Annotated in this window: 30 protein-coding genes; 15 read left to right on the top strand and 15 right to left on the bottom strand. The window is 57.0% G+C overall.

What is annotated here, in order from left to right; genetic code table 11:
• The first annotated feature begins 47 nt into the window (after window positions 1–47).
• From ROO76_18375 to ROO76_18400, 6 genes are all read left to right on the top strand, one after another.
• Complete coding sequence (locus ROO76_18375; protein MDT8070136.1) at window positions 48–269, top strand: AtpZ/AtpI family protein; 222 nt, start codon at window positions 48–50, stop codon at window positions 267–269.
• Window positions 253–729, top strand: coding sequence for an ATP synthase subunit I (locus tag ROO76_18380; protein MDT8070137.1), 477 nt, complete (start codon window positions 253–255; stop codon window positions 727–729). Before ROO76_18375 ends, ROO76_18380 begins: the two co-directional genes overlap by 17 nt.
• 24 nt (window positions 730–753) lie before the next feature.
• Window positions 754–1,482, top strand: coding sequence for a F0F1 ATP synthase subunit A (atpB, locus tag ROO76_18385; GenBank protein MDT8070138.1), 729 nt, complete (start codon window positions 754–756; stop codon window positions 1,480–1,482).
• Between the two features lie 100 nt (window positions 1,483–1,582).
• Window positions 1,583–1,900 (top strand): ATP synthase F0 subunit C, encoded by a 318-nt coding sequence (locus ROO76_18390; protein ID MDT8070139.1) that lies wholly within the window; start codon window positions 1,583–1,585, stop codon window positions 1,898–1,900.
• Between the two features lie 179 nt (window positions 1,901–2,079).
• On the top strand, window positions 2,080–2,988 hold the full coding sequence (locus ROO76_18395; GenBank protein MDT8070140.1) for an ABC transporter ATP-binding protein: 909 nt from the start codon (window positions 2,080–2,082) through the stop codon (window positions 2,986–2,988).
• The gene (locus ROO76_18400; GenBank protein MDT8070141.1) at window positions 2,985–3,695 is read left to right on the top strand and encodes a hypothetical protein; all 711 of its coding nucleotides are present in this window, start codon (window positions 2,985–2,987) and stop codon (window positions 3,693–3,695) included. The genes ROO76_18395 and ROO76_18400 overlap by 4 nt, the downstream gene beginning before the upstream one ends.
• Before the next feature lie 51 nt (window positions 3,696–3,746).
• Here the strand turns inward: ROO76_18400 and ROO76_18405 are convergent, their stop codons facing one another.
• From ROO76_18405 to ndhC, 13 genes are all read right to left on the bottom strand, one after another.
• Window positions 3,747–5,198, bottom strand: a complete 1,452-nt coding sequence (locus ROO76_18405) for an NADH-quinone oxidoreductase subunit N (protein ID MDT8070142.1) — start codon at window positions 5,196–5,198, stop codon at window positions 3,747–3,749.
• Window positions 5,195–6,778, bottom strand: coding sequence for an NADH-quinone oxidoreductase subunit M (locus ROO76_18410; GenBank protein ID MDT8070143.1), 1,584 nt, complete (start codon window positions 6,776–6,778; stop codon window positions 5,195–5,197). The genes ROO76_18405 and ROO76_18410 overlap by 4 nt, the downstream gene beginning before the upstream one ends.
• Window positions 6,775–8,886: an NADH-quinone oxidoreductase subunit L gene (gene nuoL, locus ROO76_18415; GenBank protein ID MDT8070144.1), complete on the bottom strand. Its 2,112-nt coding sequence runs from the start codon at window positions 8,884–8,886 to the stop codon at window positions 6,775–6,777. The genes ROO76_18410 and nuoL overlap by 4 nt, the downstream gene beginning before the upstream one ends.
• The gene (gene nuoK / locus ROO76_18420) at window positions 8,883–9,203 is read right to left on the bottom strand and encodes an NADH-quinone oxidoreductase subunit NuoK (GenBank protein ID MDT8070145.1); all 321 of its coding nucleotides are present in this window, start codon (window positions 9,201–9,203) and stop codon (window positions 8,883–8,885) included. The genes nuoL and nuoK overlap by 4 nt, the downstream gene beginning before the upstream one ends.
• Window positions 9,203–9,706: an NADH-quinone oxidoreductase subunit J gene (locus ROO76_18425; protein MDT8070146.1), complete on the bottom strand. Its 504-nt coding sequence runs from the start codon at window positions 9,704–9,706 to the stop codon at window positions 9,203–9,205. Before ROO76_18425 ends, nuoK begins: the two co-directional genes overlap by 1 nt.
• A gap of 3 nt (window positions 9,707–9,709) precedes the next feature.
• Window positions 9,710–10,771 (bottom strand): NADH-quinone oxidoreductase subunit NuoH, encoded by a 1,062-nt coding sequence (gene nuoH / locus ROO76_18430; GenBank protein MDT8070147.1) that lies wholly within the window; start codon window positions 10,769–10,771, stop codon window positions 9,710–9,712.
• 108 nt (window positions 10,772–10,879) lie between these two features.
• Entirely contained in the window at window positions 10,880–13,258 is a 2,379-nt protein-coding gene (gene nuoG, locus ROO76_18435) for an NADH-quinone oxidoreductase subunit NuoG (protein ID MDT8070148.1), read from the bottom strand.
• Window positions 13,259–13,316: 58 nt separating this feature from the next.
• Complete coding sequence (locus ROO76_18440; protein MDT8070149.1) at window positions 13,317–13,856, bottom strand: DinB family protein; 540 nt, start codon at window positions 13,854–13,856, stop codon at window positions 13,317–13,319.
• A 9-nt stretch (window positions 13,857–13,865) separates the two neighbouring features.
• A complete protein-coding gene (gene nuoF / locus ROO76_18445) occupies window positions 13,866–15,206 on the bottom strand; it encodes an NADH-quinone oxidoreductase subunit NuoF (protein ID MDT8070150.1) in 1,341 nt (446 codons plus the stop codon).
• A 92-nt stretch (window positions 15,207–15,298) separates the two neighbouring features.
• Window positions 15,299–15,775 (bottom strand): NAD(P)H-dependent oxidoreductase subunit E, encoded by a 477-nt coding sequence (locus ROO76_18450; GenBank protein MDT8070151.1) that lies wholly within the window; start codon window positions 15,773–15,775, stop codon window positions 15,299–15,301.
• A 259-nt stretch (window positions 15,776–16,034) separates the two neighbouring features.
• Entirely contained in the window at window positions 16,035–17,246 is a 1,212-nt protein-coding gene (nuoD, locus tag ROO76_18455; GenBank protein ID MDT8070152.1) for an NADH dehydrogenase (quinone) subunit D, read from the bottom strand.
• 2 nt (window positions 17,247–17,248) lie between these two features.
• Window positions 17,249–17,746, bottom strand: a complete 498-nt coding sequence (locus ROO76_18460) for an NADH-quinone oxidoreductase subunit C (GenBank protein ID MDT8070153.1) — start codon at window positions 17,744–17,746, stop codon at window positions 17,249–17,251.
• Between the two features lie 3 nt (window positions 17,747–17,749).
• Window positions 17,750–18,142, bottom strand: coding sequence for an NADH-quinone oxidoreductase subunit A (gene ndhC / locus ROO76_18465; GenBank protein ID MDT8070154.1), 393 nt, complete (start codon window positions 18,140–18,142; stop codon window positions 17,750–17,752).
• Between the two features lie 324 nt (window positions 18,143–18,466).
• Between ndhC and ROO76_18470 the strand changes: the two genes are divergently transcribed.
• From ROO76_18470 to ROO76_18495, 6 genes are all read left to right on the top strand, one after another.
• Window positions 18,467–19,105: a hypothetical protein gene (locus ROO76_18470; GenBank protein MDT8070155.1), complete on the top strand. Its 639-nt coding sequence runs from the start codon at window positions 18,467–18,469 to the stop codon at window positions 19,103–19,105.
• A 109-nt stretch (window positions 19,106–19,214) separates the two neighbouring features.
• Window positions 19,215–19,442, top strand: a complete 228-nt coding sequence (gene thiS / locus ROO76_18475) for a sulfur carrier protein ThiS (GenBank protein ID MDT8070156.1) — start codon at window positions 19,215–19,217, stop codon at window positions 19,440–19,442.
• Between the two features lie 148 nt (window positions 19,443–19,590).
• Window positions 19,591–20,031 carry a DUF5818 domain-containing protein gene (locus tag ROO76_18480; GenBank protein ID MDT8070157.1) on the top strand — a complete coding sequence of 147 codons (441 nt, stop codon included), beginning with the start codon at window positions 19,591–19,593 and terminating at the stop codon, window positions 20,029–20,031.
• 225 nt (window positions 20,032–20,256) lie between these two features.
• The gene (locus ROO76_18485; protein ID MDT8070158.1) at window positions 20,257–20,811 is read left to right on the top strand and encodes a MerR family transcriptional regulator; all 555 of its coding nucleotides are present in this window, start codon (window positions 20,257–20,259) and stop codon (window positions 20,809–20,811) included.
• Window positions 20,812–20,859: 48 nt separating this feature from the next.
• A complete protein-coding gene (locus ROO76_18490) occupies window positions 20,860–21,123 on the top strand; it encodes a hypothetical protein (GenBank protein ID MDT8070159.1) in 264 nt (87 codons plus the stop codon).
• 200 nt (window positions 21,124–21,323) lie between these two features.
• Window positions 21,324–22,145: a Bax inhibitor-1/YccA family protein gene (locus ROO76_18495; protein ID MDT8070160.1), complete on the top strand. Its 822-nt coding sequence runs from the start codon at window positions 21,324–21,326 to the stop codon at window positions 22,143–22,145.
• A gap of 61 nt (window positions 22,146–22,206) precedes the next feature.
• Here the strand turns inward: ROO76_18495 and ROO76_18500 are convergent, their stop codons facing one another.
• Complete coding sequence (locus ROO76_18500) at window positions 22,207–22,650, bottom strand: hypothetical protein (GenBank protein ID MDT8070161.1); 444 nt, start codon at window positions 22,648–22,650, stop codon at window positions 22,207–22,209.
• Between the two features lie 209 nt (window positions 22,651–22,859).
• Here ROO76_18500 and ROO76_18505 point away from each other — a divergent pair, with 209 nt between their 5' ends.
• The 3 genes from ROO76_18505 (at window position 22,860) to ROO76_18515 (ending at window position 24,408) form a co-directional block, all read left to right on the top strand.
• Window positions 22,860–23,747, top strand: a complete 888-nt coding sequence (locus tag ROO76_18505; GenBank protein MDT8070162.1) for a universal stress protein — start codon at window positions 22,860–22,862, stop codon at window positions 23,745–23,747.
• Window positions 23,748–23,774: 27 nt separating this feature from the next.
• Complete coding sequence (locus tag ROO76_18510) at window positions 23,775–24,044, top strand: hypothetical protein (protein MDT8070163.1); 270 nt, start codon at window positions 23,775–23,777, stop codon at window positions 24,042–24,044.
• Window positions 24,045–24,243: 199 nt separating this feature from the next.
• Window positions 24,244–24,408 carry a zinc ribbon domain-containing protein gene (locus ROO76_18515; GenBank protein MDT8070164.1) on the top strand — a complete coding sequence of 55 codons (165 nt, stop codon included), beginning with the start codon at window positions 24,244–24,246 and terminating at the stop codon, window positions 24,406–24,408.
• Window positions 24,409–24,488: 80 nt separating this feature from the next.
• Here ROO76_18515 and ROO76_18520 read toward each other — a convergent pair whose 3' ends face one another.
• Complete coding sequence (locus tag ROO76_18520; GenBank protein ID MDT8070165.1) at window positions 24,489–24,890, bottom strand: hypothetical protein; 402 nt, start codon at window positions 24,888–24,890, stop codon at window positions 24,489–24,491.
• Window positions 24,891–25,298 lie beyond the last annotated feature (408 nt).

Genomic DNA, 25,298 nt, shown 5'->3' on the forward strand with positions numbered 1-25,298 from the left:
TACACCTGAATGGTGACTGCTGAGTCTGACTGCGGTAATCTCTCCCCATGGCCCAAGAAAAACAGAACCCGCTGGTCACGCTCGTTCGATACTCCGAGATTGGGTTCATTCTCCCGGCCGCGGTCCTGCTCGGATACCTGGTCGGCACCGGCCTCGACTACTGGCTGCACACGAAATGGATCGTTGTCGCCGGGGTCATCTTCGGTGTGATCTCCGGGTTCGTCTCGATGATTCGTATGGCCCTGCGAAGCGATGACGAACAAGACTGAAGCCGGCCCAGATTTCGCGCCAGACGACACCCCGGGGCCACCGCCAGATCCCGACTCACCCGCCGAACGGTTCTACGGTGCTGCGATCCAACGGATAACGCGCGGAACTCTCGTTCTTGGGATAGCAGGCACCTTCGCCTGCTTCGCCGTGTATGGGTTTCATTCCGGGTTAGCCTTCTTCGTGGGCGCTGCGCTCGCTTACTGGAATTTTCACTCCCTGGTATCGGCCGTAAACGCTCTCGGCGAGCGCATCGTCGTGGGTCACTCGCGAGAGAAGGGAACAGCCATCGTCTTCCGCTTCATCTCCCGTATCTTATTGGTAGGATTGGCCGGGTATGCTATATTTCTAAGTTGGCCGGGGAGTCTACCGGGCTTCCTGGTGGGTCTGTGCATGCCCGTTCCGGCCATGATGTTCGAGGCCGGATACGAAGGTTTCACCGCCCTCCGACGCGGACTCTAATTTACCGTTTACCTGAAGATTTAAATGCATCAGCTTCCTTTCACAGCTCTGCTCAATCAGCTGCTCGCTGGCCCTGTAAACAGCATGCTTGCGGCGCTAGGCATTCACGTGGCGCATCCGCAGGCACCCATCGCTAACTTCGTTGCGATGCAGATTTTTGTCTTTCTCTTCGCGCTCCTGCTCTTTGTCCTGCTGCGAGTCACCTTGTCGGTCGACAAACCGAACTTCATCCAGCATCTCTTTGAGGGGATTCACAGCTTCATTGCCGACCAGGGACGCGAGATCATCGGACATCACCACAAGAAGTACGACTCCTATCTCGCAGCGCTCGGAATCTTCATTCTGTTCTCGAATCTGATAGGACTTGTACCCGCCTTTGAGTCGCCCACCAGCTTTCCCTACGTTCCGTTTGGTTGCGCTCTCGTAAGCTGGGTCTACTACCACGTCGTTGGCCTGAAGATGAACGGGTTCCGCTACTTCCTGCACTTCTTCGGCCCCGTATGGTGGCTCGCATTCCTCATTTTCCCAATTGAAATTTTCAGTCACCTGGCACGCGTAATGTCGCTCACCATCCGTCTTTTCGCCAACATGTTCGCCGGCGAAATGGTGACGATGGCGTTCTTCTCGCTCATTCCGCTCGGTCTGCCTATCGCGTTCATCGGTCTGCACGCGATGGTAGCGTTCGTCCAGGCCTATATTTTTGTCCTCCTGCCGATGGTTTACATCGCGGAGGCAACGGCCCACGAGCACTAAGAAGCAGTACAGTTTTCCGCCGTTACAGCGTGAGGGCATCCGTCCCCCAGGATGGAACGTCAACCACCAACTGGCGGCGATTTATAGGAGAGAAATACCAATGCGTAAACTCGTTCTAGTCGTCATGGCATTCGCGTTTGCCGCCATGCCTGCATTTGCACAAGGTGCCGCCGCTACGACCAACGCCGGTAACACCGGAGTCGGAAGCTGGGCACTCGCCGCGATCGGTCTCGGCATTGCTGTGGCCTGCGCCGCCATCGGCCAGGGAATGGTCGCCTCATCGGCCTGCGAAGGCCTCGCCCGCAACCCTGCTGCCCGCCCCGGCATTCAGCTCGCGCTCATTCTCGGTCTCGCATTCGTCGAGTCGCTCGTGCTGTTCATCTGGGTCATGATCTTCCTCAAGGTCCCAGCTGTCTAAATACTCGTTTGCAAGAAGAGCCCCGGAGAACATCCGGGGCTCTATTGTTTTCTGTAGGTTGCTTTAAAATGCTTAAGTATTGCTTAAATAAATCAGTTATCTGCGTTCCGGGCTCTCACAACACACTAGTGGCGCCCTCAGCCGCTTCTGACATCTAATAGGTATCCCCCTATTCTCGAATGACTGAGCCGGTGTTGCTGTATCAACACGTGACGAAGGATTACCGTGTGGGTTTTCGTCGCCGGCGTCTTCGTGCGCTCCACGACTTCTCCCTCGCCGTCCAGCCGGGTGAGATATTCGGCTTTCTCGGGCCCAACGGCGCCGGCAAAACGACAGCCATTCATCTCGCCATGGGCTTCATGCATCCCACCGCCGGTCGAGGCCGAATGCTCGGGCAGGAATTCGGAGACGCACCCACGCGCAGCCGCGTTGGCTTCCTGGCGGAAAATCTTGCGCTTCACAATCGTAGAGTTGTGGAACTGATCGACTTTTATGCGCGTCTGAACAAGGTTCCCCAGCCACGCCGCGCCGCACGAATCGCTATCGACCGCCTCGGACTATCGGACGCCAGCAACCGCATCACCATGAAACTCTCGCGCGGTATGCAACAGAGAGTCGGCCTCGCGCAGGCCATCGTCAATAACCCCGATCTGCTGATTCTCGACGAACCGACTTCGGCGCTCGACCCTGTCGCGCGCGTAATGGTCCGCGAACTTCTACTGGAGTTGAAACGCGCCGGCAAGACGGTTTTCGTGAGCTCTCATTTGCTTTCCGAGGTCGAAGCCGTCTGTGACCGTATAGGTATTCTGCGCAAGGGAGAGTTGGTGCGGGTCGGCACAATCTCCGAACTGCTGGAGAATGCCGACCGATGCTCTGTCGTCGCGCGGGGAGTTGGAGAAGAGATGTTTTCCGGTGCGACGTCGCAAAACGGTTTTCTCGTGCTCGAGGTCGAGCGCGCACGTCAGCGCGAAATTATCGAGCGCATATGGTCCGCGGGCGGGGAAGTGGTCAGCATCAATCCGGTGCGCGAAAGCCTTGAGGAGATGTTTCTGCGCCTGGCCGCGTCCGGGCCGGAGTCGAAACAATGAGGAACGTGCTCCTCATTGCCGGCAACCACCTTCGCGACCAGCGCTGGATCCTGTTGACCATGTTCGGCTACGTGCTCTTCATGAGTTCCATGATGGCCGCCGTCGTCCACCGCTCGAACTACGAAGATGCGCGCTTCTTCGTCGAGCAGCAGATGTGGTTTGCCGTGCTGTTCGGAATGTTTCTCTCGACCTCGGCCGTGAATACCGACATGCGTACACGACGCCTTCCTTCCATTCTTTCCAAGGCGGTCGAACGTTGGCATTATCTGCTGGGAGTGTTGGTCGGAATCACATCAGCGATCGCCGTCTATTGCGCGGCGGTCTCGGTTCTGGGTGTGGTATTGTCAACCCGGGCCGGATACCCGATCCATGGCATTGCGCACTTTGCAGTAAACGTACTCGTCGCGACCGTGGCAGTGGAGACCGTGGGACTATTTTTCGGTTTGCTTGTGCCGCCGATTTTCGCAACAACGGCGACGATTGGCCTGCTTACGGCGATTCCCCTGATCGCCATTCAGTTTGCGCCCAAGCTCATTTATTTGGCGCCCGTGGCTCTGCTTGTGACAAAAACCGTGAGAGACTTCGAGGGTTCCGCGGCCCCCGGGTTGCGAACCTCAAGTGCGGCAACGATCGTCTACGCGATTATCGTTTTCTTCGTCGCACTGGCCGTATTTCTACGACGGGACCTGGCGCGCGCAACAGAGTGAAAAGCACGCGCTCCCGTTGACGCCAGTCGCTGTCAGTCAATAACCAGCCAGTCAGTGAAGCAGGTCCCTGGCCGACTGCAATGCGTATCCCAACACGCGGTTCGGCAGAACGCCGAGGTAGATCGTAAACGCGAGGCTGATCGTAAGCGCAGCTCCAAGTCCGAACGGGATCCCCGGGACGGGCGCATCCGTCTTCGGTTCGCGCATGTACATCATGACGATCACGCGAAGGTAGTAGTAAGCCCCTATCGCGCTGTTCACAACCCCGATGATCGTCAGCCAGACCAGGCTGGACTTCAATGCCGCGCTGAACACATAGAATTTCGCGAAGAACCCGCCCGTGACTGGAATTCCAATCAGCGATAGCAGGAAGACCGTCAAGATCGCCGCCAGCACGGGCGCGCGACGCCCCAGTCCCGCGTAGTCGTCGACCTGGACGTACTTTTCTCCGGCGCTGGCAAAATGGCTGATCACGGCGAATGCCCCAACGTTCATCGCAGCGTACGACGCCGCGTAGAACATCGCCGCAGAGATGCCGTTTTCCATATCTTTCACCGCCGCAAAAGCGACGAGCAGATACCCGGCATGGGCGATGGATGAATAAGCCAGCAGACGCTTCACATTCGACTGAACCAGTGCGCCCAGGTTACCAATCGTCATTGAAAGGGCCGCTGCCACCCAGATGAACCAGAACCACCCCGGCGCTCCGGTTCCGAATAGAACTCGCAGAAGCACCGCAAAGGCAGCCGCCTTCGGTGCCGTGGACATGAATCCGACCACCGGGGCAGGCGCGCCTTCGTACACGTCGGGCGTCCACGTCTGGAACGGCACGGCGGCAACCTTGAATCCCAGTCCCACGAACATCAGCGCCATTGCGACATATGCCAGCGCCGGCGTGTTCTGCTTAAGCGCGGCTGCGATGGTATCGATTTGCGTGGAACCTGTAGCGCCGAACATCAGCGCCACACCGTATAGGAAGAACCCGGTCGCGAACGATCCCAGCAGGAAATATTTAATAGACGATTCGGTACTCTCTGCGTGCTTCCGCCGAAACCCGGCGAGGATGTAGGTTGAAATCGACGAGATCTCCAAAGCGATGAAGATCAGGACCAGTTCAATAGCCGACGACATCAGGCCCATACCGACGGCGCCGAAGAGGATCAGGCCGTAATATTCGCCGTGCTTCAGATGCTGTACTGAAAGGTACTCGAACGACATCAGGATAGCGGCCAGCGCGACTATCAGCACAACCATGTGGAAGAAGATGCTGAAGGCATCGACGCGGACCATCTGGAAGAAACCATCGCCATGGTATTGCGGCTGTGCCTGGAATAGCGTTGCCCCGATCGCGCAAAGCACGCCGATCGCCGATACGATTCCCAGCGACTTGCGATCGTTGTGGTCGTCCAGCAGAGGATCAATCATCATGACGATTGTGCCGAACACGGTCAGTACAATCTCAGGCAGTATACGGATGTAATCGACGGAAGGAATCGGATTCATCGTCCATTCACCTCCGCGACAGTTTTCACCGCGCCACTCCCGGCGGCGCCGATTGCCACGGGTCCATTCCTTGCTTGCACCGGTGCTCCTATCACCTGCTGTACGCTTCTGGTTACGGCCGCGTCGATGGAGTTCATCCATGCAGCCGGCCAGATGCCCATAACGAGGGCCAGCAGTGCGAGTGGCCACAACGTCGTCCGTTCGCGGTTATCAAGATCGGGAAGGGAATTATTCACCGGGACCGTAACATTTCCGTAGAAGACTCTCTGATACATCCACAACATGTAGCAGGCTGACCAGATCACTCCGCTCGCCGCCAGGATTCCGAAAATCGCCTTCGCCTGGAATGCACCGCTCAGAACCAGGAACTCGCCGACGAATCCGTTCATAAGCGGCAGACCGATCGACGACAGCGTAATGATGAGGAAGAACGTCGCGTACACCGGCATTGGCGTCGCCAGTCCGCCGTACTGCTTCAGATCGTAAGTGTGGCGGCGCTCGTAGATGATGCCAGCGAGGATGAACAATGCGCCGGTCGAGATGCCGTGGTTCAGCATCTGGTACACCGCGCCATCGATCCCCAACTGGGTGAAGCTGAAGATGCCGAGTACGACAAAGCCCAGGTGGCTGACCGACGAATACGCGATCAGTTTCTTCATGTTCGGCTGAACCATCGCGACGAGCGCGCCGTAGATAATACCCACAATAGCTAGCGCGATGATCCAACCCTGGTTTTGCCGCGACTGCTCGGGGAATAGTCCGAGGTTGAATCGCAACAGGCCGTACGTACCCATCTTCAGTAGAACGCCGGCGAGCAGGACGGAACCGGCGGTTGGCGCTTCCACGTGCGCGTCCGGCAACCACGTGTGCAGGGGGAAGAGCGGAACTTTGACGGCAAAGGCGATGAAGAAGCCGAGGAAGAGAAGCGTCGCCGCCCCAGCGAATCCTGGAACCTGTCCAGCCTGGATCATCTGCTGCAATTTAGTGAACTCGAATGTCCCAGTCTTCGCGTACAGCCACAAGATCGCGGCCAGCATGAAGACCGAGGCAATCATCGTGTACAGGAAGAACTTTACCGCCGCATAAATCCGCCGCTCGTGGCCGTACATTCCGATGAGTAGGGCCATCGGTATCAGCGTCGCTTCCCAGAAGAAGTAGAACAGGAAGAGGTCCAGCGCCATGAAGACGCCGATCATGGCCGACTCAAGCAGCAGCAGCAGAATGAAGAATTCCTTCACCCGCTCGTGAATCGAGTGCCACGAAATCATGACACAGAAGGGCACCAGAAGAGTGGTCAGTACCACCAGCCACATGGAGATACCGTCGATGCCCAGGTGGTAGTGAATATTCGGTGTGCTGATCCATTGCACGTTCTGCTCGAACTGGAAGCCAGGCTGATGCGCAACAAACCGCGCCGGCAAGTGCAGAGAAACAAAGAATGTGATGATCGAGATGCCAAGGGCGAACCACCGAATGTCGCGATCGCGCCGCGGGAAGAACAATAGCAATACCGCGCCCGCAGCGGGCAAGAACGTCACGAGCGTGAGGATGATATGGTTCAAATTCTCTAGGCTGCTCATCGCGTTCCCATCCAGATCATGTAGAGAAGTATCGCCGCCGCTCCCGTGGCGACCCATCCGGCATACGAGCGAATGTTGCCGGATTGCATGTGGCGGACATTATCGGAAGCGTGTTGCGCGCCGATAGCGGCGTTGTTCACGCTCCCATCGATCAGTCCGGCATCCACTCCGCGCCACAGGACTTTCGTCGAGCCCTGCACCAGCGGGTGGATGATGACGTTGTAATACAGTTCGTCTACGTAATACTTATTCAATACCGCCGCGTACACGCCGCCGAGCTTGTCAGAAATCTTCGTGGGCAGATCGCGCCGCTTGACATACAGGAGCCACGCTAGGCCCGCGCCCGCAAACGCCAGGAAAATAGACGTCCACATCAGTGCAGATTCCGTTGTCTTTTCGCTTTCATTTTCCGCCGCTGATTCGTGGCCGGTTGCCGCTTCAACGCCTGCTGCTGGTGTCGCTAAGCCGGCCTGCGCTTGCCCGACAACCGGCGTCAGGAAGTTCTCAAATCTGTTTCCAATGCCGATCCACCCGCCCACAATAGAGAGAACGGCAAGAACAACCAGCGGCGCAAGCATCACCCACGGACTCTCGTGCGGCGTTCCGTGATGCGCCGATTCATCCGTGCTGGGCGCATGTGCAACCGTCTGCTGTCCGCCTATTGGAACTTGATGCGTATGCTGCGCGTGTTCGGTGGAACCGTGAGTTCCGTGCGGCTGAGTTTCATGCGTGAGGTGTGCCGCTCCAAGCGGTCCGCGGTACTCACCCCAGAAGGTCATGAAGAGCAGGCGGAACATGTAGAAGCTGGTAATGAACGCCGTGATCACGCCGACCAGCCACAGCGCCCAACTGCCGTGCGGACTGCTGTATGCCTGCCAAAGGATTTCGTCCTTCGAAAAGAATCCGGCAAAGCCCGGGATTCCTGAAATCGCGCACGTTGCGACAAACATCACGCCGAAAGTCCAAGGCATGTACTTTCTGAGCCCGCCCATGTTCCGCATATCTTGCTCGCCGCCGACGCCATGTATCACCGAACCGGCGCCGAGGAAGAGCAGTCCTTTGAAGAACGCATGCGTCATAAGGTGGAAAATGCCGGCCGAGTACGCGGCCACTCCGCACGCCAGGAACATATAGCCGAGTTGCGAGATCGTTGAATACGCCAGCACACGCTTTATGTCCGTTTGCGCAATGCCGATCGTTGCCGCGAACAGTGCCGTCACCGCGCCGATCACTGCCACTACCGCCAACGCCTCTGGTGACCGGCTGAAGATCGGATTCGAACGCGCAACCATGTAGACGCCGGCCGTTACCATCGTCGCCGCATGGATCAGTGCAGAGACTGGGGTCGGACCTTCCATGGCATCCGGCAGCCAGACATACAGCGGAATCTGCGCCGATTTTCCGGCAGCACCCACCATCATCAGGATCGCGATCGCCGTCAGCAATCCGGGTGCGGCTTCCGCTCCGGGGAACCTCTGCGCCACCTGCTGGAAAACATCTCCGTACTGCAGAGTTCCAAAGTGTTTGATCAGCAGGAAGAGGGCGATCAGGAATCCGAAATCGCCAACCCGGTTCGTGATGAACGCCTTCTTGCCCGCATTCGCCGCCGACTGCCGCAGGAAATAGAACCCGATCAGCAGGTAGGACGCCAGGCCCACGCCCTCCCAGCCGACGAACATAAGCAGGTAATTGTCCGCCAGCACCAGCGTGAGCATGAAGAACATGAACAGGTTCAGATACGAGAAGAACCGGTAATACCCGCCCTCATGCGCCATGTACCCGACAGAGTAGATGTGGATCAGGAATCCAACCCCGGTCACAACCAGCAGCATGACCATCGAGAGCTGATCGAGATAGAGCCCGAAGCTCGCCGAGAACGCGCCCGCGCGGATCCAGGTTCCGTAGTGTTCTGCAATCGGCTGCGATCCGCCCGCCAGGAATCCGATAGCAACTCTCAACGCCCATGCAAACGCCAGCCCTGTTGAGCCGAGCGCGATCGCATTCACAACCGGCTTCGAAAACCGTTTGCCCAACAGGCCGTTGAGGGCTGCACCCGCCGCCGGCAGCAGGGGGATGATCCACAAATATGCCCAGAAATGTGAGGTCATAATTTCAAAAGGTTCACGCGGTCGACGTTCAGTGTTTCACGCGTCCGGAAAATAGCAATGATGATTGCGAGTCCGACCGTCGCTTCGGCTGCCGCGACGACCATAACAAAGAATACGAAAATATTGCCGCTGAGCAGCGGCTGTCCCTTGATGACGCTCCAGTGCGCGGAGAAGGCGATGAACGATAGGTTCACGGCATTCAACATCAGCTCAATCGACATGAAGATCGAGATGATGTTGCGTTTGATCAGGAATCCGCACACGCCGCAGGCGAACAGGAACGCGCTCAGCAACAGGTACCAGACCAGGGGAACCATTATTCGGTTCCTCCCTTCCTCGCCAGCAGAACCGCACCCATAATCGCGATCAGTATCAGTACCGAGGTGACTTCAAACGGCAGCAGGAATTTCGTGAAGAGCAGGTCGCTTATTGCTTCTGCGGTGCCGTGCACCTGCCCGATAGCGAGCCGTGGGAGCTTTCCGCTGCGCAGTGCCAGTGTGTACGCCACGACGCCCGCGGCGACCAGCAGGGCAGGGAAGCCAAACATAAGCGCGACGCGCGAGCCCTTCGTGTGCTCTTCCTCGCCTGCATTCAGCAACATAATGACGAAGACGAACAACACCATGATGGCGCCGGCGTAAACGATAACCTGGATGGCCGCAACGAATTCAGCGCCCAGCAGCAGGTAGAGCATCGCCAGGGAAACCATCACGACGATCAGTGACAGGGCGCTGTTGATCGGGTGGCGCTGTATCAGCATGTTCAGCGCGCCACCGGCACAGAACGCCGCGAAGATCAGAAACAGTATCAGGTGCAACATCGATTAGCCCTTCACCGCGACGACGAACGCGGTAATCACGATGTTCGCGATGGCCAACGGCAGCAGGAATTTCCAGCCGAAGCCCATCAACTGGTCATAACGGAATCGCGGCAGCGTGCCGCGAATCCAGATGTAAAGGAAAATGAAGAAGAACACCCGCAGCAGGAACCAGAAAATCGGAATCAGCGATTGTGCCAGTGGCGGTCCCCAAACTGGGCCGCTCCATCCGCCGAGAAAGATCACCGACGCCACGCAGGCGACGGTAATCATGTTCGCGTATTCGGCCATGAAGAACATCGCGAACTTCATCGAGCTGTATTCGGTGTGATACCCCGCGACAAGCTCGGTCTCCGCCTCGGGCAGATCGAAGGGAATCCGGTTCGTCTCCGCGTAGGCCGCCATGATGTAAATGAAGAAAGCAATAAACTGCCAATGCCCGAAAATGTTCCAGTGCCAGAACGCACCTTGTTGCTGCTCGACGATCTTCCGCAGGCTGAACGTGCCGGAAGTAATCAATACCCCTACGAGCGAAAGCCCAAGCGCGATCTCATAGCTCACCATCTGCGCGCTCGCGCGAAGCGAACCCAGGAGTGAGTACTTGCTGTTCGACGACCAGCCCGCCAGAGACACGCCGTAAACGCTGATCGATGTAATCCCAAGCAGGATCAGCAGCCCGATTCCGATATCGGTGCTGTGTCCCTGGGCATTCATTACACCGGTAATCTGAATCGGCGTAGTAACGCCACCAAAGGTAATCGCCGGTCCAATCGGTACAAGTGCAATTGCCGTAAGCGCCATCACGACCGCGAGCATCGGCGCGAGGATGTAAATGAATTGGTGGACGTACGGTGGCGTGAGGTCTTCCTTGAAGATGAACTTCAAGCCGTCAGCCAGCGGCTGCAGTAGTCCGAACGGGCCCACGCGCGAAGGACCCCATCGGTTCTGCATCCGGCCCACGACCTTGCGTTCCAGCCAGACCGTATATGCGACTGCCGTCAGCAGCACGAAGATCGTGATCAGGATTTTCACGATGGCCGTCAGTATGAATGTAATTGCGTTGGTCATTGAATCCTTGGGGTGCCAGGTGCAAGGTTCAAGGTGCAAGAGGGTGCCGCCGAATCTGAGAGACTTAGCTGACCTCTTGTACCTTGTAGCTTGTACCTTGAACCTTCGTTAATCCGCCATCACTTCCGAATCCGTCGGCGCCTTCGCGTCCGGCATCTTGCTCTCGATTACCGAGTTCAGTGTATTCGAGTAGCGCCCGAGGGTTCCGGAGGTGAATAGACTGTCGTTGGACGGGACTACAAGATCCGTGCGCGACTGGTAGTTGCCTAAATCGATCTGAACCAATTTAGTGGGCTCATCGTTTCCGGAGAGCAGGTTGATGCGCGACACGTCGTAACCCGGAACGAGGCGTTGAATCTCATCCAGCACCGCCATCGCATCGAAGGGCGACATCTTCGGTTCCAACCCGTGCGCATCGAGCCAGACCGCGTGACGATCGGCCTCACCCGATTGCGCGCCACGCGACTGCCCCATATCGGCCCGCGTTCCGTGGCCGAAAGCAACTAACCCGTGAACATCGAAGCCCATCGCCAGTGCAATCCGCACGACAATTTCGAAATCGCTCTTTGCCGAACTCGTCTCCCCGGCCTTCTTCAACTTCTGGAGATCGCCGCAGGTATTCGTAAACGTGCCGGACTTCTCATACGCGTTCAGCACCGGAAGCACAACGTCCGCGGCCATCGCTGTCTCGGTCAAAAACATATCCTGTACCACAACGAAGGACCCGTGGAGCACATAGGGATCGACACCATAACGTGCGATCGGATTCGAACCCACTACCAACAAACCTTTAAGCTTTCCTGCCTTTGCTGCCTCGAACATCTCGGGGATGCTTAAACCGCGCTCGGCTGGAATCGATGGCCACTCCTTGTGATAAGCCGTGTTGCCGGAAATCGGTGCATAGCCGGGAAGCAGGTCGGGCAGCAGACCCATGTCGGCCGCGCCGCGAGAGTTGGCATAATCACCGAGGCATACAAACTTCGCGCCGGGATTGAACGCCACCAGCGCCTCGATATCCATGCCGCGAATCTCCGAGCCGAAGATAACGACAAGGTTCTGTTCGCCCTTCAGGTTGTCGCGCAATGAAGCAAGCTGATCTTGGGTAAGGGAAGCGCTCGCGATCGAATCCACGGCGCCGTCTTCGCCAGCAATATACCTCGCGAAAGCCCCTTCCGCTCCAGTCGGAACCTGCACGAAGGTCGACGCCTGCCGGCGCAGCTTAATTGGCTGCGAATTCACCACGTAGAACTTGGAGCGATGCAGCCGAACGTTGTTGCGAATTTGCCAGGCCAGCAGCGGATGCTGCTCCGTAGGATCGTTGCCGATCAGTAGCACGGCCGGCGCGTTGAAGACATCGCGCATCGTCGCTGTCTGGGCTTTGTTCCCGGAAATCGCTTTCGCGAACGTCGCGTAATCCGCGGTGCGATGGTGGTCGATATTGTTCGTCCCCAGCACCACGCGCGCGAACTTCTGCAATAGGTAATTCTCTTCGTTGGTCGTCCGGTTCGATCCGATCACGCCCAACGCCTTCCCGCCGTCCTTCTCCTTGATCTCGCGGAACGTGCGCCCGACCAGTTCCAGCGCCTCGTTCCAGGTCGAGGGTACCAGTTCGCCGTCCTTCCGAATCATCGGAGTGGTGATGCGCTGCTTGCTGTTGGTGAAGTCGAACGCGTAGCGGCCCTTGACGCACAGAAAATCGCCATTGATACCGCTCTTGTCGCGGTTATCGCCGCGCACGATCTCCGTGCCAGTATCGGCGCGCCGCACGCCCAAGGTTGTCAGGCATCCGTCGCCGCAGTGCGTACACACGGTGCCGACGTGGTTCATCTCCCACGGACGCGTCTTATATCTGTAGGAGCCACTGGTCAATGCACCAACCGGGCATATGTCGATGCACATGCCGCACTCTTCGCATTCCAGGTGGTCGCCTTTGTTCGGAGCAATAATCGAACTCTGCCCACGGTTCTGCACGCCGAGCGCCCAAACGTCCATGCCTTCGCCGCAAACGCGCACGCAGCGATAGCAAAGAATGCAGCGAGGCCTGTCGAAGTACACCACCGGCGACCACTGCTGCTCGTCGCGATGGCTCTTGATGTCGATGAACTTCGACTCCGCGGCGCCGTACTTAAACGTCATGTCCTGGAGTTCGCATTCACCGCCCGCGTCGCAAACCGGGCAATCGAGCGGATGGTTGGCGAGCAGCAGTTCCAGCATGCTCTTGCGCGCCTGTACGACTTTTTCGCTTTCGGTGCGGACCACCATGCCCTCGGCCACCGGCGTCGTACACGCCGTCTGCATCTTGGGCATTTTCTCGATCTCGACCAGGCACATGCGGCACGCGCCCTGCAGCGAGAGTCCGGGGTAGTAACAGAACGAGGGCACCTCGATCCCGACGCTCTTGCACGCCTCAATCAGCAGTGTGCCCGCCGGAACGCTGAGTTGCTTACCGTCTACCGTGATGTTTACCAACTTCGGTGCGTCAGCCATGAATCCTTATCTTTGGTGCCCTATCCTTCTCGCCCTCTTTTGGCGAGAGGGTGAGCCTTTACTTCGCCGCCGGAAATCCCGGAGCGGCCTTGATCTCTTCCACCTGGTACACATGGCGCAGCGGATGCATTGCCATCACCAGGAACAACTGGTATCCGTCCACGAGCCCAGCCAGCGGATGCTCAACAACCTTGTCGCGCAATCCTTCGGCAACGAGCAGCGCCGAGATGCTGTTCTGCCGATTCAACTCAAACTCCCCTTCGGCGTCGCGCAGTCGCAAAAATCGTCCGATCGGCAACGATCGTTCCGGCGCCTCCCTCTTCTGGTTGCGGTCGCCCTGAGCGGCGATAATCGTCTGATCCTTTTCGCGTGGAGAGGTTCCCGGCTGCATTACCTTCTTCCACATCGCCAGCATCTGACGTTCTGCGACCGCGACATGTTCGGCTACCTGCAGGATGTTCCACTGCCCCTCGCCGGGAGAGAACTGCGCCTGCTCTTCGCTCACGTCGCGAATCGAAGCCAGCCATTTTTCGCCGTTCTCTTCCAGTCGCGCGCGAAGCACGCCTTTCTCATCCGTCAATGTTGGGCTCGTAGACACTAATAATCCTTACCTGGTCAGAACCGGCAATTGGGCCAGCACCGGAATCTCGCCGTCCGAGCCGTGATCCTCATAGGGACAGGGCCGGCCTTCCAGGTGCGCCTCAAACTCTTCGCGGAACTTCTTAACGAATCCGATAATCGGCATCGCCGCCGCGTCGCCCAGCGGACAGAACGTCCGCCCAAGCATGTTCTCGGCGAGATATGCCATGTTGTCGATATCCTTCTTAATACCGCCCCCCGCATGGAACCGAATCAACGTCTTCTTCAGCCAGTCGGTACCCTCGCGGCAGGGAATGCACCATCCGCAGCTTTCGTGCTGGTAGAACTTGATGGTCCGCAACGCGAATTTCACCATGCAGGTGTGATCGTCGATGACGATGACGCCACCAGAACCAAGCATGGTTCCGGCCTTCATCATTGAATCAAAATCGGCCGCAACGTCGATCTCGTTCGCCAACAGCACGGGAACCGACGATCCGCCCGGAACCACGGCCTTCAGATTGCGGCCCTTCCAAATCCCCCCGGCGACCTCATAAATCATCTTCTTCAGGTTGTAGCCCATCGGGAGCTCATATACGCCGGGCTTCTCGACGTTGCCGCTCAGGCAGAACAACCGCGTGCCGCCGTTCTTTGGCGTGCCAATTTCGGCATACTTCTGGCCGCCCATCAGGAGGATGTGCGGAACCGAAGCGAGCGTCTCGGCATTATTAATGACCGTAGGTCCGCCCCAAAGTCCGACGACAGCAGGGAAGGGAGGCCGAATGCGCGGAACCCCGCGCTTGCCTTCCAGCGATTCCATCAGCGCCGACTCTTCGCCAACCTCGTACGCACCCGCTCCGCCGTGCCAGTAAACATCGAAGTCGATCCCGCTGCCGAAGATGTTCTTCCCGAGAAATCCTTTGGCATACGCATCGGCGATCGCCTTCTGCATGATCACCGACAGGTAGCGATATTCGCCACGCAGGTAGATATAGCCCTTCTTCGCGCCTACAGCGAGCCCAGCGATCATCACGCCCTCAATCACCGAGTGCGGATCGTGCTCGAAGATCAGCCGGTCCTTGCAGGTTCCCGGCTCGGACTCGTCACCGTTGCAGAGGATGTACTTCGGCTTGGCGCTCTCTTTCGGGACGAACGACCACTTCATGCCGGTTGGGAAGCCCGCGCCGCCGCGCCCCCGCAGGTTCGAGGCTTTCATCTCGTTGATGATCGCCTCGGGACCCATCTCGATGGCTTTGCGCACTGCCTTATAGCCGTCGAGTTCGAGGTAGCGGTCGATGTTCTCCGCCCCTTTGCCCCAGCGCCACGAGATCGCTTTGACCTCGTCAGGATGTGAAACCAAGTAAGCCATTTGGTAATTTCAAATTGGTAATTGGTAATTGAAGTACCGCAACTTCCCACGCGAAAATTACAAATTACAAATTACCAATCACAAATTCTCCCCTATCCTTTTTTCCGATACCCGTCCAGAATCTGATCGACTTTTTCATCCGTCAGGTTCTCGTGGAAGTCGTAGTTCACCTGCATTGCCGGCGCCCATGAGCACGCGCCAATGCACTCGACCTCTTCCAGGGAGAACATGCCGTCATTCGTAACGCCCTTGTGCCCGATGCCGAGTTTCTTCTTGCAGTGCTCGTAAATCTCTTCGCCACCGCGAACCAGGCAACTGACGTTCGTGCATACCTGCACGTTGTACTTGCCGGCCGGCTTCGTCCGCAGCATCGAGTAATAAGAAATGACGTTGCGAACTTCCAACTCCGTCAAGCCCACCCGCCCGGCAATCTCCGTGATCACCTCGTCGGAGAGATAGCCAACTTCATCCTGTGCATAGAGCAACGTGGGAACCAGCACCGCCCGCTGCGTCGGGTAGTGCGTCTTCATTTCGGCGAAACGCTTTTCGAATTCTTCAGAGAAATACATTTGTAATTAGGCAATTTGTAATTGGTAATTGAACCAGTTACCGACTAGCCTTCGTCGTATACAGTGCTGCAGTAAAAATAGCGGTTAGTTCTTTTGATTCCTTTAGCAACGGATCTACTCGTTGTATGTTTAGGACTCCGGTTTCGCTCAGCATCTCAAGCCAGAAGAGCGATTCATCAGCTTCTTCCGCAACAATGCCCATTCCTCGGCCGTAAGTCCCATCGGAAATTACCAATTACAAATTACCCAATTGCCAATCTCAGCGGTCCACGTCCCCTAACACGATATCAATCGACCCAATCGCCGCCACCACGTCCGCGATCAACTTTCCTTCGCACATCGCCGGCAGCAGGGCCAGGTTCGCAAACGATGGCGCGCGCACGTGCACGCGATACGGCTGTGCCGTTCCATTGCTCACGACGTAGAAACCAATCTCGCCGCGCGGCGACTCGATCGCCTGGTAAACGTCTCCGGGCGGCACCGTGAAGCCCTCAGTCACGATCTTGAAGTGATAAATGAGGGCTTCCATCTGCGTCTTCATCTTTTCGCGGTCCGGAAGGATGATCTTCGGGGCGTCGGCCTTGATCGCCCCGCCCGGCATTCCGTCCAGCGCCTGCTTGCAGATCTTCTGCGATTCGCGCAGTTCGGCGACACGCACAACGTATCGCGCCCAAACGTCGCCGTCCGGATGCGTCGGTACTTTGAACTGGAACTTTTCGTATCCGCAATACGGCATGTCGCGGCGCAGATCCCAGTCGACGCCGCTCGCTCGAAGAATCGGACCACTGCCGCCCAGCCTGATCACGTCTTCCGCAGAAATATGCGCGACGCCCTTGGTGCGCTGCTGCCAGATCGGATTGCCCGTCAGCAGGCCCTCGTACTCGTCCACCTTCTCAGGGAAGGTATCGACGAACTTCTTCACCCGCGCGAACCAATCCAGCGGCGCTTCCATCGCCAGGCCCCCGACGCGGAAATACGAGGTAAACATGCGCTGCCCGCCGATTGCCTCAAAGAGCTTCAGCAGTTCTTCGCGCTCGCGGAAGCAGTACAGGAACACCGTCATCGCGCCGATATCCATGGCGTGCGTTCCTAGCCACACCAGGTGCGAGTTAATACGTGTCAGTTCGGTCAGCAGCACGCGCATCCACACCGCGCGCTCCGGAATCTCCATCCCAAGCAACTTCTCGACCGCCAGGCAGAACCCAAGCTCGTTTGAGAAAGGTGCCAGGTAATCCATGCGGTCCGCCAGCGGAATGCCTTGCTGGTAGAACTTGGCCTCGTACGTCTTTTCTATCCCGGTGTGCAGGAATCCGATATCCGGCGCGATCTTCACGATCGTTTCGCCGTCGATCTCCAGCAGCAGGCGCAACACTCCATGCGTCGACGGATGTTGCGGTCCCATATTGAGGACCATCGTGCGGTCTTCGCCTGCTTCCACGGTGGCAATGTTCTGCATCAAGTTCGACGACATATTTACCGGTAGCCCTCGACGGGATAGTCCTTGCGGAGCGGATGACCTTCCCAATCGTCGGGCATCATGATGCGCCGTAGATAGGGATGGCCATTGAAGCGGACACCAAACAGATCGAATACTTCGCGCTCAAAGAAGTTTGCACCCGGCCACAGGCTGGTCAGCGACTCCACGTTCGGATCACTTCCGTCCAGCCGAACCTTGATACGCACGCGGTCCTTACGAGAAATCGAAAGCAGGTTATAGACGACTTCGAAGCGCGGTTCCGACGGATACCAATCCACGCAGGTAATGTCGGCCAGGAAATTGAACTGTGTCTGGGGATCGTCGCGGAGCAGGGCACAGGCTTCGCGCAGAGCCTCGCGCTGCAAAGTGATGGCAAATTCTTCGCGATCCCACTTGGCGCTCTCAACAGCGTCGGAACGCCACGCCAGCACGCATGCCAGGGCGGGATTGTCTTTCAGCTTTTCTATCTCGGTGATTGCGGGCTCGAGTGGCATCGGTTACATCACCTCGCCGCGCGTCGGCTTGTTCCAATCCAGCGCGCCCTTCTTCCATATATAGAAGAGGCCTGCGAGGACGATCCCGATGTACACCATCATCTCCCAGAAGCCGAACATCCCCAGCTTTTTGAGCCGAATAGCCCAGGGATACAGGAACACAGCTTCCACGTCGAACAGGATGAACAACATGGCCACGAGGTAGAACTTCACCGAGAAGCGGCCCCGAACGTCGCCCACGGGCTGCATGCCGCACTCATAGGGCGACATCTTGACGCGATTCTTCTTGTGCTGCCCGATGAACCAGGAAAGCGTGACCATCGCGCCCGCGATGATGCTGACCAGGACGAAGTGAATTAGTAACGGTATGTAGCGGGCGAAATAGTTATCAGTCATAAAGATGCGACGGTATAATGCGCCCCAGAAATAGTGAGGCAAACATTCGAGTTTAGTTTTCGTACGACTATAGTGTCAAGCATACGAAACTTGGCAAAGTGTCGCAGGATCAGGCGTTTTCACGAATCAGCAACAATGTTTTTCCACAGCACACAATAGCGTGGAAGAACACTGACCAAAGGTATGTTGCATGAGTCGAAAACTAACTCTAATGTGCTGAAAAGGCGTGGCCGTGAGTCGAAAGTCGAAAGCTTAAAGCTTTGGTCTTAGACTTCCGACTTTTGACTTTAGACTTTCGACTGGCATCCCGAGGGCTTTAGCCCGATGATTTTCGGCTTCAACACGGACATCAAGAGCAGCAACACGATCTACCACGTGCAGAGCGAGGCCCGCGAGCACGAGCGCCTCTTGCAGACGCAGATCTTCGTTCGCGGCCACTGTATCGGCAAGAAAGCGTCGTCGTATGCCGACCTCATCAGCCATCCCGAGTTCAGCGAAGCCCGCATGCACGAGATGCTCAAATCCCAGCATCGCGACACCGTCGAGAGCCTTCGCGCCGGTCAAATCGACGAAGCTCTGACCCGCGTTCGACCCTTGCACGAAGTCTTGTCCGAAATGTGCGGCATCCAGATTCCCGCCGCGAATCCTGCCCCGGTTACAGCCGTTCTCTCTCTCGAATTCCTCAACTCAGCCCCTGTACTCGCCGGAGAAACCCTCCAGTTGAGGTTCCGTGTTCTCGCAGGCGACAAGCCCGTCAACGGCGCAAAGCTGATCTCGAAGGTGACCTCCGCCAACAACGGCCAGGAGAACCATCCTTTGTTCGCTCAGGCGGAAACCGAACCTGACGGCTGCGGCGAGGTTAAGCTGCCGCTCAGCCTCCAGGGTGTTACCGAAGCCACCGTCCTCGTCCAGGCCACCCACCAAGGCAGAACGGCCACCAAGAAGTTCCGCCTCACGAAGTAACATCCGCCCCTGCTCTTTCGCCTCGATTACAATCTCTCTTGAGATCCTCAAGCGAACGCTTCAACAGGACCTGACGAAGAACAAAGAACTAACGACGAAGAACACCCTTATGACTCTCACCATCAATGGCGAATCCCGCACCTTCATTGAGCTCGCGACCTTGGCGGACCTCGTCGAAAATCTCGGCCTCAAGGGTGACCGTGTCGCCGTCGAACTCAATCGCAACATCGTCTCCCGCTCAGAATGGGCGTCGACTTCCTTAAAGGACGGTGACAGGCTGGAGATCGTTCATTTTGTGGGCGGCGGCACACCGCAGAGATCCGTCGCGCCGCTTTAAACCTGTGGTTGAATTCTCTCCGAACAGTGCTTTTCGACCCTACCCTGGTTTTCTCCCTGGCAACCGCCGCTTAGTTCCGTGAATCACCACCTTCGAGCAATTCACTATGAGGCCTGCTCTGGACGCAGGGCGGGTCGGAGAAGGTCGCATGAAGAAACTGGCATTTACCGCTCTGGTGCTGCTTGCATTTGGTATGTATGCGCTCGCCCAGAGTTCTCAAGACCAATCGGCAAAGGGTAGCGGCTCAAAGACCACCGTTCAGGGCTGCCTCTCCCATTCCGGCAGCGGTTACACGCTGACTGACAAGTCCGGCACCACCTATCAACTTACCGGCGATACCAGCAAGTTAGAGAAGCACGTCGGCCACGAGGTCCAAATCCACGGCACGGCGACTGCTTCCGGTGAAGCCCCGGGCGCATCTTCCGCCGCAACCAGCGCTGCGTCGGGAGAACAGATCGAAGTTTCCGGCGTCAAGCACATCTCGTCCACGTGCACCTCGGGTTCCAGCACAGGAACTGAAAAGTCCCCGATGAGCGAGAAGCCGCCCATGTCGGAGAAGCCGCAGGGTCCACCGCCACCGCAACAATAAACGAGCGCGCCACTTTGCTCTCCGTCCAACAACAAGAGATATTTCCAGCTTCTTTGAAAGGACCAGCAGTCGTTTTCACACTTTTCACGTTTTCCTCAGCCCGAACCCTTCTCATTACCTTGACATGCAACGAGAGAGCCGTAATATGTTTCAAACATTTTTAAGAAGAAATGTTTTCGTCTTAAATTGTTCTTTCGGAACAGGTCATGGGTTCGGGAGTGAGACATGCAGTCGGCCTTCACATCCCAGGAAGTAGCGGCTCTGACGGGCATCACCGCCCGCCAGTTGCAGTGGTGGGACGAACGCGGCATCGTCTCGCCCGCCCGTGACGGCCACCGCCGCCTCTACACCTTCGACGACGTCGCCGAAATCGCCGTAATCTGCCAGTTGCGTCGCCGCGGCTTCAGCCTGCAGCGCGTTCGCAAGGTCATCCGCTTCCTGCAAAAAGAACTCGGCAAGCGCCTGGTCGAGACCGTAACCGCCGGAGCCGAGTACCATCTGCTCACCGACGGGCGAAGCATTTTTCTGGAGAACTCGGCGAAGGGCGTGGTCGATGTGCTCAAGAACAGCCGCCAGCCCCTGCTCGCAATTTGCCTCAGCGACACAGTCCATGAGATCCGCGCCGAAGCTCTAGGTGCGAATAAGGTTCATAAGAAAGAAGCAGTTCGCAGCGTCGCGCCGCAGTCGCACCGTGCCGCGGCGGGAATGCGTCGTTACCGCCGTGCTAATCGTTCACAGATAGTTACTACTGGCCATGGTACGGGGGAGATCGTTTCTTAACGGCATTTTAGCTGGATGATGTTCATCCCAGTTCGGGGGAGGTCAATAATGGTCGCAGAGATCAATTTCCTCAATGAGTGGATCCCGGAACAAATGGGACCTGGCACTGTCTTCGTCCTCGAGAACGCCGGAGAAATCGGCGAGAAAGAAGATCCGTTCTGGGCAGTACTCGGCTGCCCATCCTGCGGCACACTCGGACTCATCACTCGCAAGCAGATTGCCGGTCTCCTGCCGGTCATCTGCGGCTCGGAAACCTGCTCCGCCCAGTTCTTTATCAACAACGACGACATCGTTCCACGCAAAGTGTCATAAGAGAAAAAGGGCTTTTTCACCACAGAGACACCGAGATCACAGGGGGAGGGATTTTTTAAATCACCATAGAACCAGAGTTTTGGGGCTTCCCCAAAAACTCTGTGTACTCTGTGGCTCTGTGGTGAACCACTTTCTGAGCGCAACCTGTCTCAATACTTCAGTAACTTTTCCGGTATCCCCAACCCGCCCATAATCTCCCCATGTCCACTTCGGGCTCATTCTTGCCGGAGCACACCCGCTCCACGGTCGACGGGACGGTGTACGATCCCACCGCTCCTGCGCAAACGCCCGACCTCGACACCGAAGAAGTAGAGCAATCCCAGCGCGGTCTCCTTGTTCGCGTATACGCCTTCATGTTTGCCGGGTTGATGCTCAGTGCTCTGGTTGCATTCTGGGCCGCCTCGCACACCGAAATCGGCGCATACACCCTGCGTCATCCCGAAGGCTTTCAGATTGTTTTCTTTTCGGAAATTATCGCCGTCGGATTCATTTCCCGCTACGTCGGCAACCTAAGCATCCCCGCGGCGTGGGCGCTGTTCGCCGCCTATGCCATCCTGAATGGCGTTTCGTTTTCCGTTTTCTTCCTTTACTTTCCGCCCACTGCCGTCATGTACGGCTTCTTGCTAACGGGGATGATGTTCGGCGCCATGGCTCTTTACGGGCATGTGTCCGGCTGCGATCTCGGTTCGGGCTGGAACATCCTCCTCATGGGCGTTTTCGGATTTGTCCTTCAGATACTCGTTAACGCCGTCCTCGGCCATACCGACGCCTACTACGCCTCAGCCACCCTCGGCATCATCGTTTTTTGCGGACTCGCCTCTTACCACGCCGGCAACATCCGCGACTTCGAGTGGGAGTTCGATGACGACGACAGCCTACAGGACAAGGCTGCGGTAGTCGGCGCTCTCCTTCTATATCTCGACTTCGTGAACCTCTACATGATGATCATGCGTGCTGTTGCAGTCCTCGAGCGCGAACGCGAAAACGAAGAAGGACCTTCGGGCAATTCGACCCAAATCTGAACTCTTCCAACAAGAATGGGCGCCGAATATCCGGCGCCCACACCTTTCCAATCAGCTCTGCCTATGCGCTGCGGGTAGTGCTGCTCCACCGGTGATTGGCCCTCCGCGGCGCGGATTTGGGTGCGAACGCCGGAGAGATCACGAAATTCGTCCGCGGCGGCTCATAGATTTCCATCTTCTCGGGCATCACATGCTTGCGACGCACGAACCACCCTATGGTCCAGCCTATGGTCGCAAAGAGGCAGATCGGGTACACAAAATCTCCAAAGGCTACCGAACTGTGAAGCGAACTTGCCGCGGTTTCATAGTGGCGCGACAACGCATCGCAAATAATCAGAGATCCGGCAACAAGGGCGCTGGCGTAATGGGAATGCTTCTCAACCGCCAGACTCGCGGCCGCGCTGCCCAGGCAAACCAGGCCGACAATCGCGACAGCGGACCAGCTTTGTAGGTCCGCATACACCAGAAGCAGAGCCGAAAGTGCCGTAACGAATACAGACGGCATCCTCATGAGTTTCCCCCGATGCGACGAAGGTACGTCAGGTCTCGATTTTCGGTCAATGTACGAAAGTAACCAGGGACGCGCAGATCATGGGCACCGGAACGCGCCCGTTCCATACCCGCTAAGGTGGTGACCTTAGTCACTGAAACGTTACACATTGCGAGAGAAAATAAACATAGTGGGACCCTGTCTTGCGAACGAGGAGGTGTTCCATGTCTCCTGTTCTCGCCAAAACACGCCTGGCGCTCAATAACATTCTCTTTGCAACCGATTTCTCTGAACCCTCGCGCAATGCTCTGCCGTTCGCGACCGCATTGGCTCGCCAATACCACTCCACCTTTTTTGTCGCGAACGTGCTGGAGGAAACCCCAATCACCTCTGTGCCAATGGACTATCTGCCTCCTGAAATCGAAGGTGAGCGGGAACTTGCTCAGAAGCGAATGGTCGAACTCCTCAAATCCGATCTCTTTCACGACCTCAAAACGGAAGTCGTCATCGAACCGGGTTTCATCTGGCCTGTACTGGCCAAGGTAGCCGAGGATCGTAAGATCGACCTCGTCGTTCTCGGAACTCACGGCAGGGGCGCGATCAAGCGCCTGTTGCTAGGGTCGGTAGCAGAGGAGATATGCCGGCACGCTCCTTGCCCAGTCATCACCATCGGACCGCACGTGCGGTCAAACCTGGGCGACATCGGCCGTTTAGACAAAATCCTCTTTGCCACGGACTTCTCCGAGGGTTCGCCGCATGCCTTCTATTACGCTGCCGGCTTCGCGGAGGATCACGACGCTCGACTGGTGCTCTTGCATGTAGTCCAACCTCCGAGCATGCCTGCAAACGTGAGCGATCAGTTAGTCGCTGAATCCGAAAAGAAGTTGCGAGACCTGCTCACTGCCGAAACGGTTCTTTCAAAACGGCCCGTTTTCGTGACCTTCGTCGGCTCCCCGGCTGACCAGATTCTCGCCTTTGCCAATCGCGAGAATGTGAGTTTGATCGTTATGGGTATGCACAAGCCTGGTGCTTTCGCCGCACACTGGCCTTTCGAAGTAGCGGGGCAGGTAATTGCCCACGCGCACTGCCCGGTGCTGTCGATACGTTCGTAGTGGAGTTAAAACCGTAAGGAGGATGTCATGCGGCAAACGGTATTGGAAAGAACGAGCGAACAAATTGCGGACACTGTTGGAAAGGCCGCTCGCGCCACCGGTAGCATCGGTAGCGCCCTGCATGACCGTTACGATGAAGCGAAACAGTTGGCTCGCCGCGGAACTCATAGGGCGGAAGAGCTTTTCGACGAGAGCAAATTGCACATCAAGCGGCATCCGGTCGCGGCCGTGGCCGGAAGTTTTTCGCTTGGACTGGGAATAGGAATTTTGCTGGGTTGGACTTTGCGGCGTAAGTGACGGAGGAAACAAAATGGCCCGTCGTGTCGACGCTGTTTATGCAAAATTGTCGCCTTGGCTCTTTTTCTTTTGGCTGATGTGCGTCGCAGCACTGCTCATACTACTGCTGCTTCCAGCTCGAACCGTCTAGCCCGCCACAAGAGCAGGTACACGGTTGAGATTGCCTCACCCCGAATCGCTCGGGGAACGGGAGATTCCCATGCCTCTATACGACTACGTTTGCAAAGAGTGCCACAAGACTTTCGAGATTGCGCTGACACTGGCTGAGCATGAGAAGGGAATCGTCCGCTGCCCGAAATGCGGCAGCAAAAAGGTAGAGCAGGAGCCGGCAGTCTTCTACGCAGTGACCTCCCGGAAAAGTTGACTTCCGGCCACCCGATGGCTGGGAACCCCTGCCCGACGATTGTATTCGTCTCACCGATGCGATGCTCCCGTTCTGTCTTCCTACGCTTTCATCGGAGCAGACGGTCGAGAGAATTTCCGGTACGTGAAGCTGACCGCCATCCAAAGCAGGTAATACATAAGAGTGGCAAACACTGTTCCCAGGGCGCGCATGCTATGCGACAGTGAGAGCCCAAAGACCCGGTACGGCATATTGAGTACGAACAGTGCCAAAATCCCTACGATGATGCCCAGCACAGCTCCCCAAATCGGCAACCGTTGTTGCACCCACTCTGATGGTGCAATTACTGCCCAGAGCCCCCAAATGCAGGGAGCCATGCACCAGATCACCAGGATTGGCGACATTTGCTGGAGAGTCAGGTTCGGCAGCATTAAAACGAAAACAGCGGCGATGGCCGTCGCTATGGATGCAACCACGGCAGCGGCTGCAAAGCGTGTCAACATCGGCTATCTCCTCACGACATCATTGAAGACATGCTCAAGAGCCTTCGTGCTATGAAAAACCTATATCTTCTGATTGGCACGTGTCTGTGACTACAGGATGATCCCGGAACCGTGATCCTGATCGCGGTCTTCTATGAACCAAGTCGTTGTACTCGGACCGGCACCGCATCACACGCAGCCGCAATTACGCCAGCGCTCCTGGGTTGGCGCCCCACAAAAACCAAAGGCCAATCTGAGATCGTGCAGGCTTGGCTTTGCAAGGAGTGCGTGACAGCTGGCACATCACTCTCCACTCAGAAGGACGAGCGATGATCCACCCAGTTGCTAAAACGACAAAGACAAAAAGGATCATGATCGCAGTCAGGCTCATGACCAACAGCCCCACTAATCTGAATCAGTAAACTGAGG

This window comes from Terriglobia bacterium (assembly GCA_032252755.1).
Lineage (GTDB): Bacteria > Acidobacteriota > Terriglobia > Terriglobales > Acidobacteriaceae > JAVUPY01.

Excerpts from the sequence above, each read along its gene's own strand:
- nuoH (MDT8070147.1), bottom strand. The coding sequence starts at position 10,771 with ATGACCAACGCAATTACATTCATACTGACGGCCATCGTGAAAATCCTG.
- ROO76_18485 (MDT8070158.1), top strand. The coding sequence starts at position 20,257 with ATGCAGTCGGCCTTCACATCCCAGGAAGTAGCGGCTCTGACGGGCATC.
- nuoD (MDT8070152.1), bottom strand. The coding sequence starts at position 17,246 with ATGTCGTCGAACTTGATGCAGAACATTGCCACCGTGGAAGCAGGCGAA.
- ROO76_18405 (MDT8070142.1), bottom strand. The coding sequence starts at position 5,198 with ATGAATCCGATTCCTTCCGTCGATTACATCCGTATACTGCCTGAGATT.
- ndhC (MDT8070154.1), bottom strand. The coding sequence starts at position 18,142 with ATGACTGATAACTATTTCGCCCGCTACATACCGTTACTAATTCACTTC.
- ROO76_18470 (MDT8070155.1), top strand. The coding sequence starts at position 18,467 with ATGATTTTCGGCTTCAACACGGACATCAAGAGCAGCAACACGATCTAC.
- ROO76_18520 (MDT8070165.1), bottom strand. The coding sequence starts at position 24,890 with ATGTTGACACGCTTTGCAGCCGCTGCCGTGGTTGCATCCATAGCGACG.
- ROO76_18505 (MDT8070162.1), top strand. The coding sequence starts at position 22,860 with ATGTCTCCTGTTCTCGCCAAAACACGCCTGGCGCTCAATAACATTCTC.
- ROO76_18380 (MDT8070137.1), top strand. The coding sequence starts at position 253 with ATGACGAACAAGACTGAAGCCGGCCCAGATTTCGCGCCAGACGACACC.
- ROO76_18515 (MDT8070164.1), top strand. The coding sequence starts at position 24,244 with ATGCCTCTATACGACTACGTTTGCAAAGAGTGCCACAAGACTTTCGAG.
- atpB (MDT8070138.1), top strand. The coding sequence starts at position 754 with ATGCATCAGCTTCCTTTCACAGCTCTGCTCAATCAGCTGCTCGCTGGC.
- nuoK (MDT8070145.1), bottom strand. The coding sequence starts at position 9,203 with ATGGTTCCCCTGGTCTGGTACCTGTTGCTGAGCGCGTTCCTGTTCGCC.
- ROO76_18460 (MDT8070153.1), bottom strand. The coding sequence starts at position 17,746 with ATGCCACTCGAGCCCGCAATCACCGAGATAGAAAAGCTGAAAGACAAT.
- ROO76_18425 (MDT8070146.1), bottom strand. The coding sequence starts at position 9,706 with ATGTTGCACCTGATACTGTTTCTGATCTTCGCGGCGTTCTGTGCCGGT.
- nuoF (MDT8070150.1), bottom strand. The coding sequence starts at position 15,206 with ATGGCTTACTTGGTTTCACATCCTGACGAGGTCAAAGCGATCTCGTGG.
- ROO76_18495 (MDT8070160.1), top strand. The coding sequence starts at position 21,324 with ATGTCCACTTCGGGCTCATTCTTGCCGGAGCACACCCGCTCCACGGTC.
- ROO76_18490 (MDT8070159.1), top strand. The coding sequence starts at position 20,860 with ATGGTCGCAGAGATCAATTTCCTCAATGAGTGGATCCCGGAACAAATG.
- ROO76_18410 (MDT8070143.1), bottom strand. The coding sequence starts at position 6,778 with ATGAGCAGCCTAGAGAATTTGAACCATATCATCCTCACGCTCGTGACG.
- nuoG (MDT8070148.1), bottom strand. The coding sequence starts at position 13,258 with ATGGCTGACGCACCGAAGTTGGTAAACATCACGGTAGACGGTAAGCAA.
- ROO76_18500 (MDT8070161.1), bottom strand. The coding sequence starts at position 22,650 with ATGCCGTCTGTATTCGTTACGGCACTTTCGGCTCTGCTTCTGGTGTAT.
- ROO76_18395 (MDT8070140.1), top strand. The coding sequence starts at position 2,080 with ATGACTGAGCCGGTGTTGCTGTATCAACACGTGACGAAGGATTACCGT.
- ROO76_18390 (MDT8070139.1), top strand. The coding sequence starts at position 1,583 with ATGCGTAAACTCGTTCTAGTCGTCATGGCATTCGCGTTTGCCGCCATG.
- ROO76_18450 (MDT8070151.1), bottom strand. The coding sequence starts at position 15,775 with ATGTATTTCTCTGAAGAATTCGAAAAGCGTTTCGCCGAAATGAAGACG.
- ROO76_18400 (MDT8070141.1), top strand. The coding sequence starts at position 2,985 with ATGAGGAACGTGCTCCTCATTGCCGGCAACCACCTTCGCGACCAGCGC.
- thiS (MDT8070156.1), top strand. The coding sequence starts at position 19,215 with ATGACTCTCACCATCAATGGCGAATCCCGCACCTTCATTGAGCTCGCG.
- nuoL (MDT8070144.1), bottom strand. The coding sequence starts at position 8,886 with ATGACCTCACATTTCTGGGCATATTTGTGGATCATCCCCCTGCTGCCG.
- ROO76_18375 (MDT8070136.1), top strand. The coding sequence starts at position 48 with ATGGCCCAAGAAAAACAGAACCCGCTGGTCACGCTCGTTCGATACTCC.
- ROO76_18480 (MDT8070157.1), top strand. The coding sequence starts at position 19,591 with ATGAAGAAACTGGCATTTACCGCTCTGGTGCTGCTTGCATTTGGTATG.
- ROO76_18510 (MDT8070163.1), top strand. The coding sequence starts at position 23,775 with ATGCGGCAAACGGTATTGGAAAGAACGAGCGAACAAATTGCGGACACT.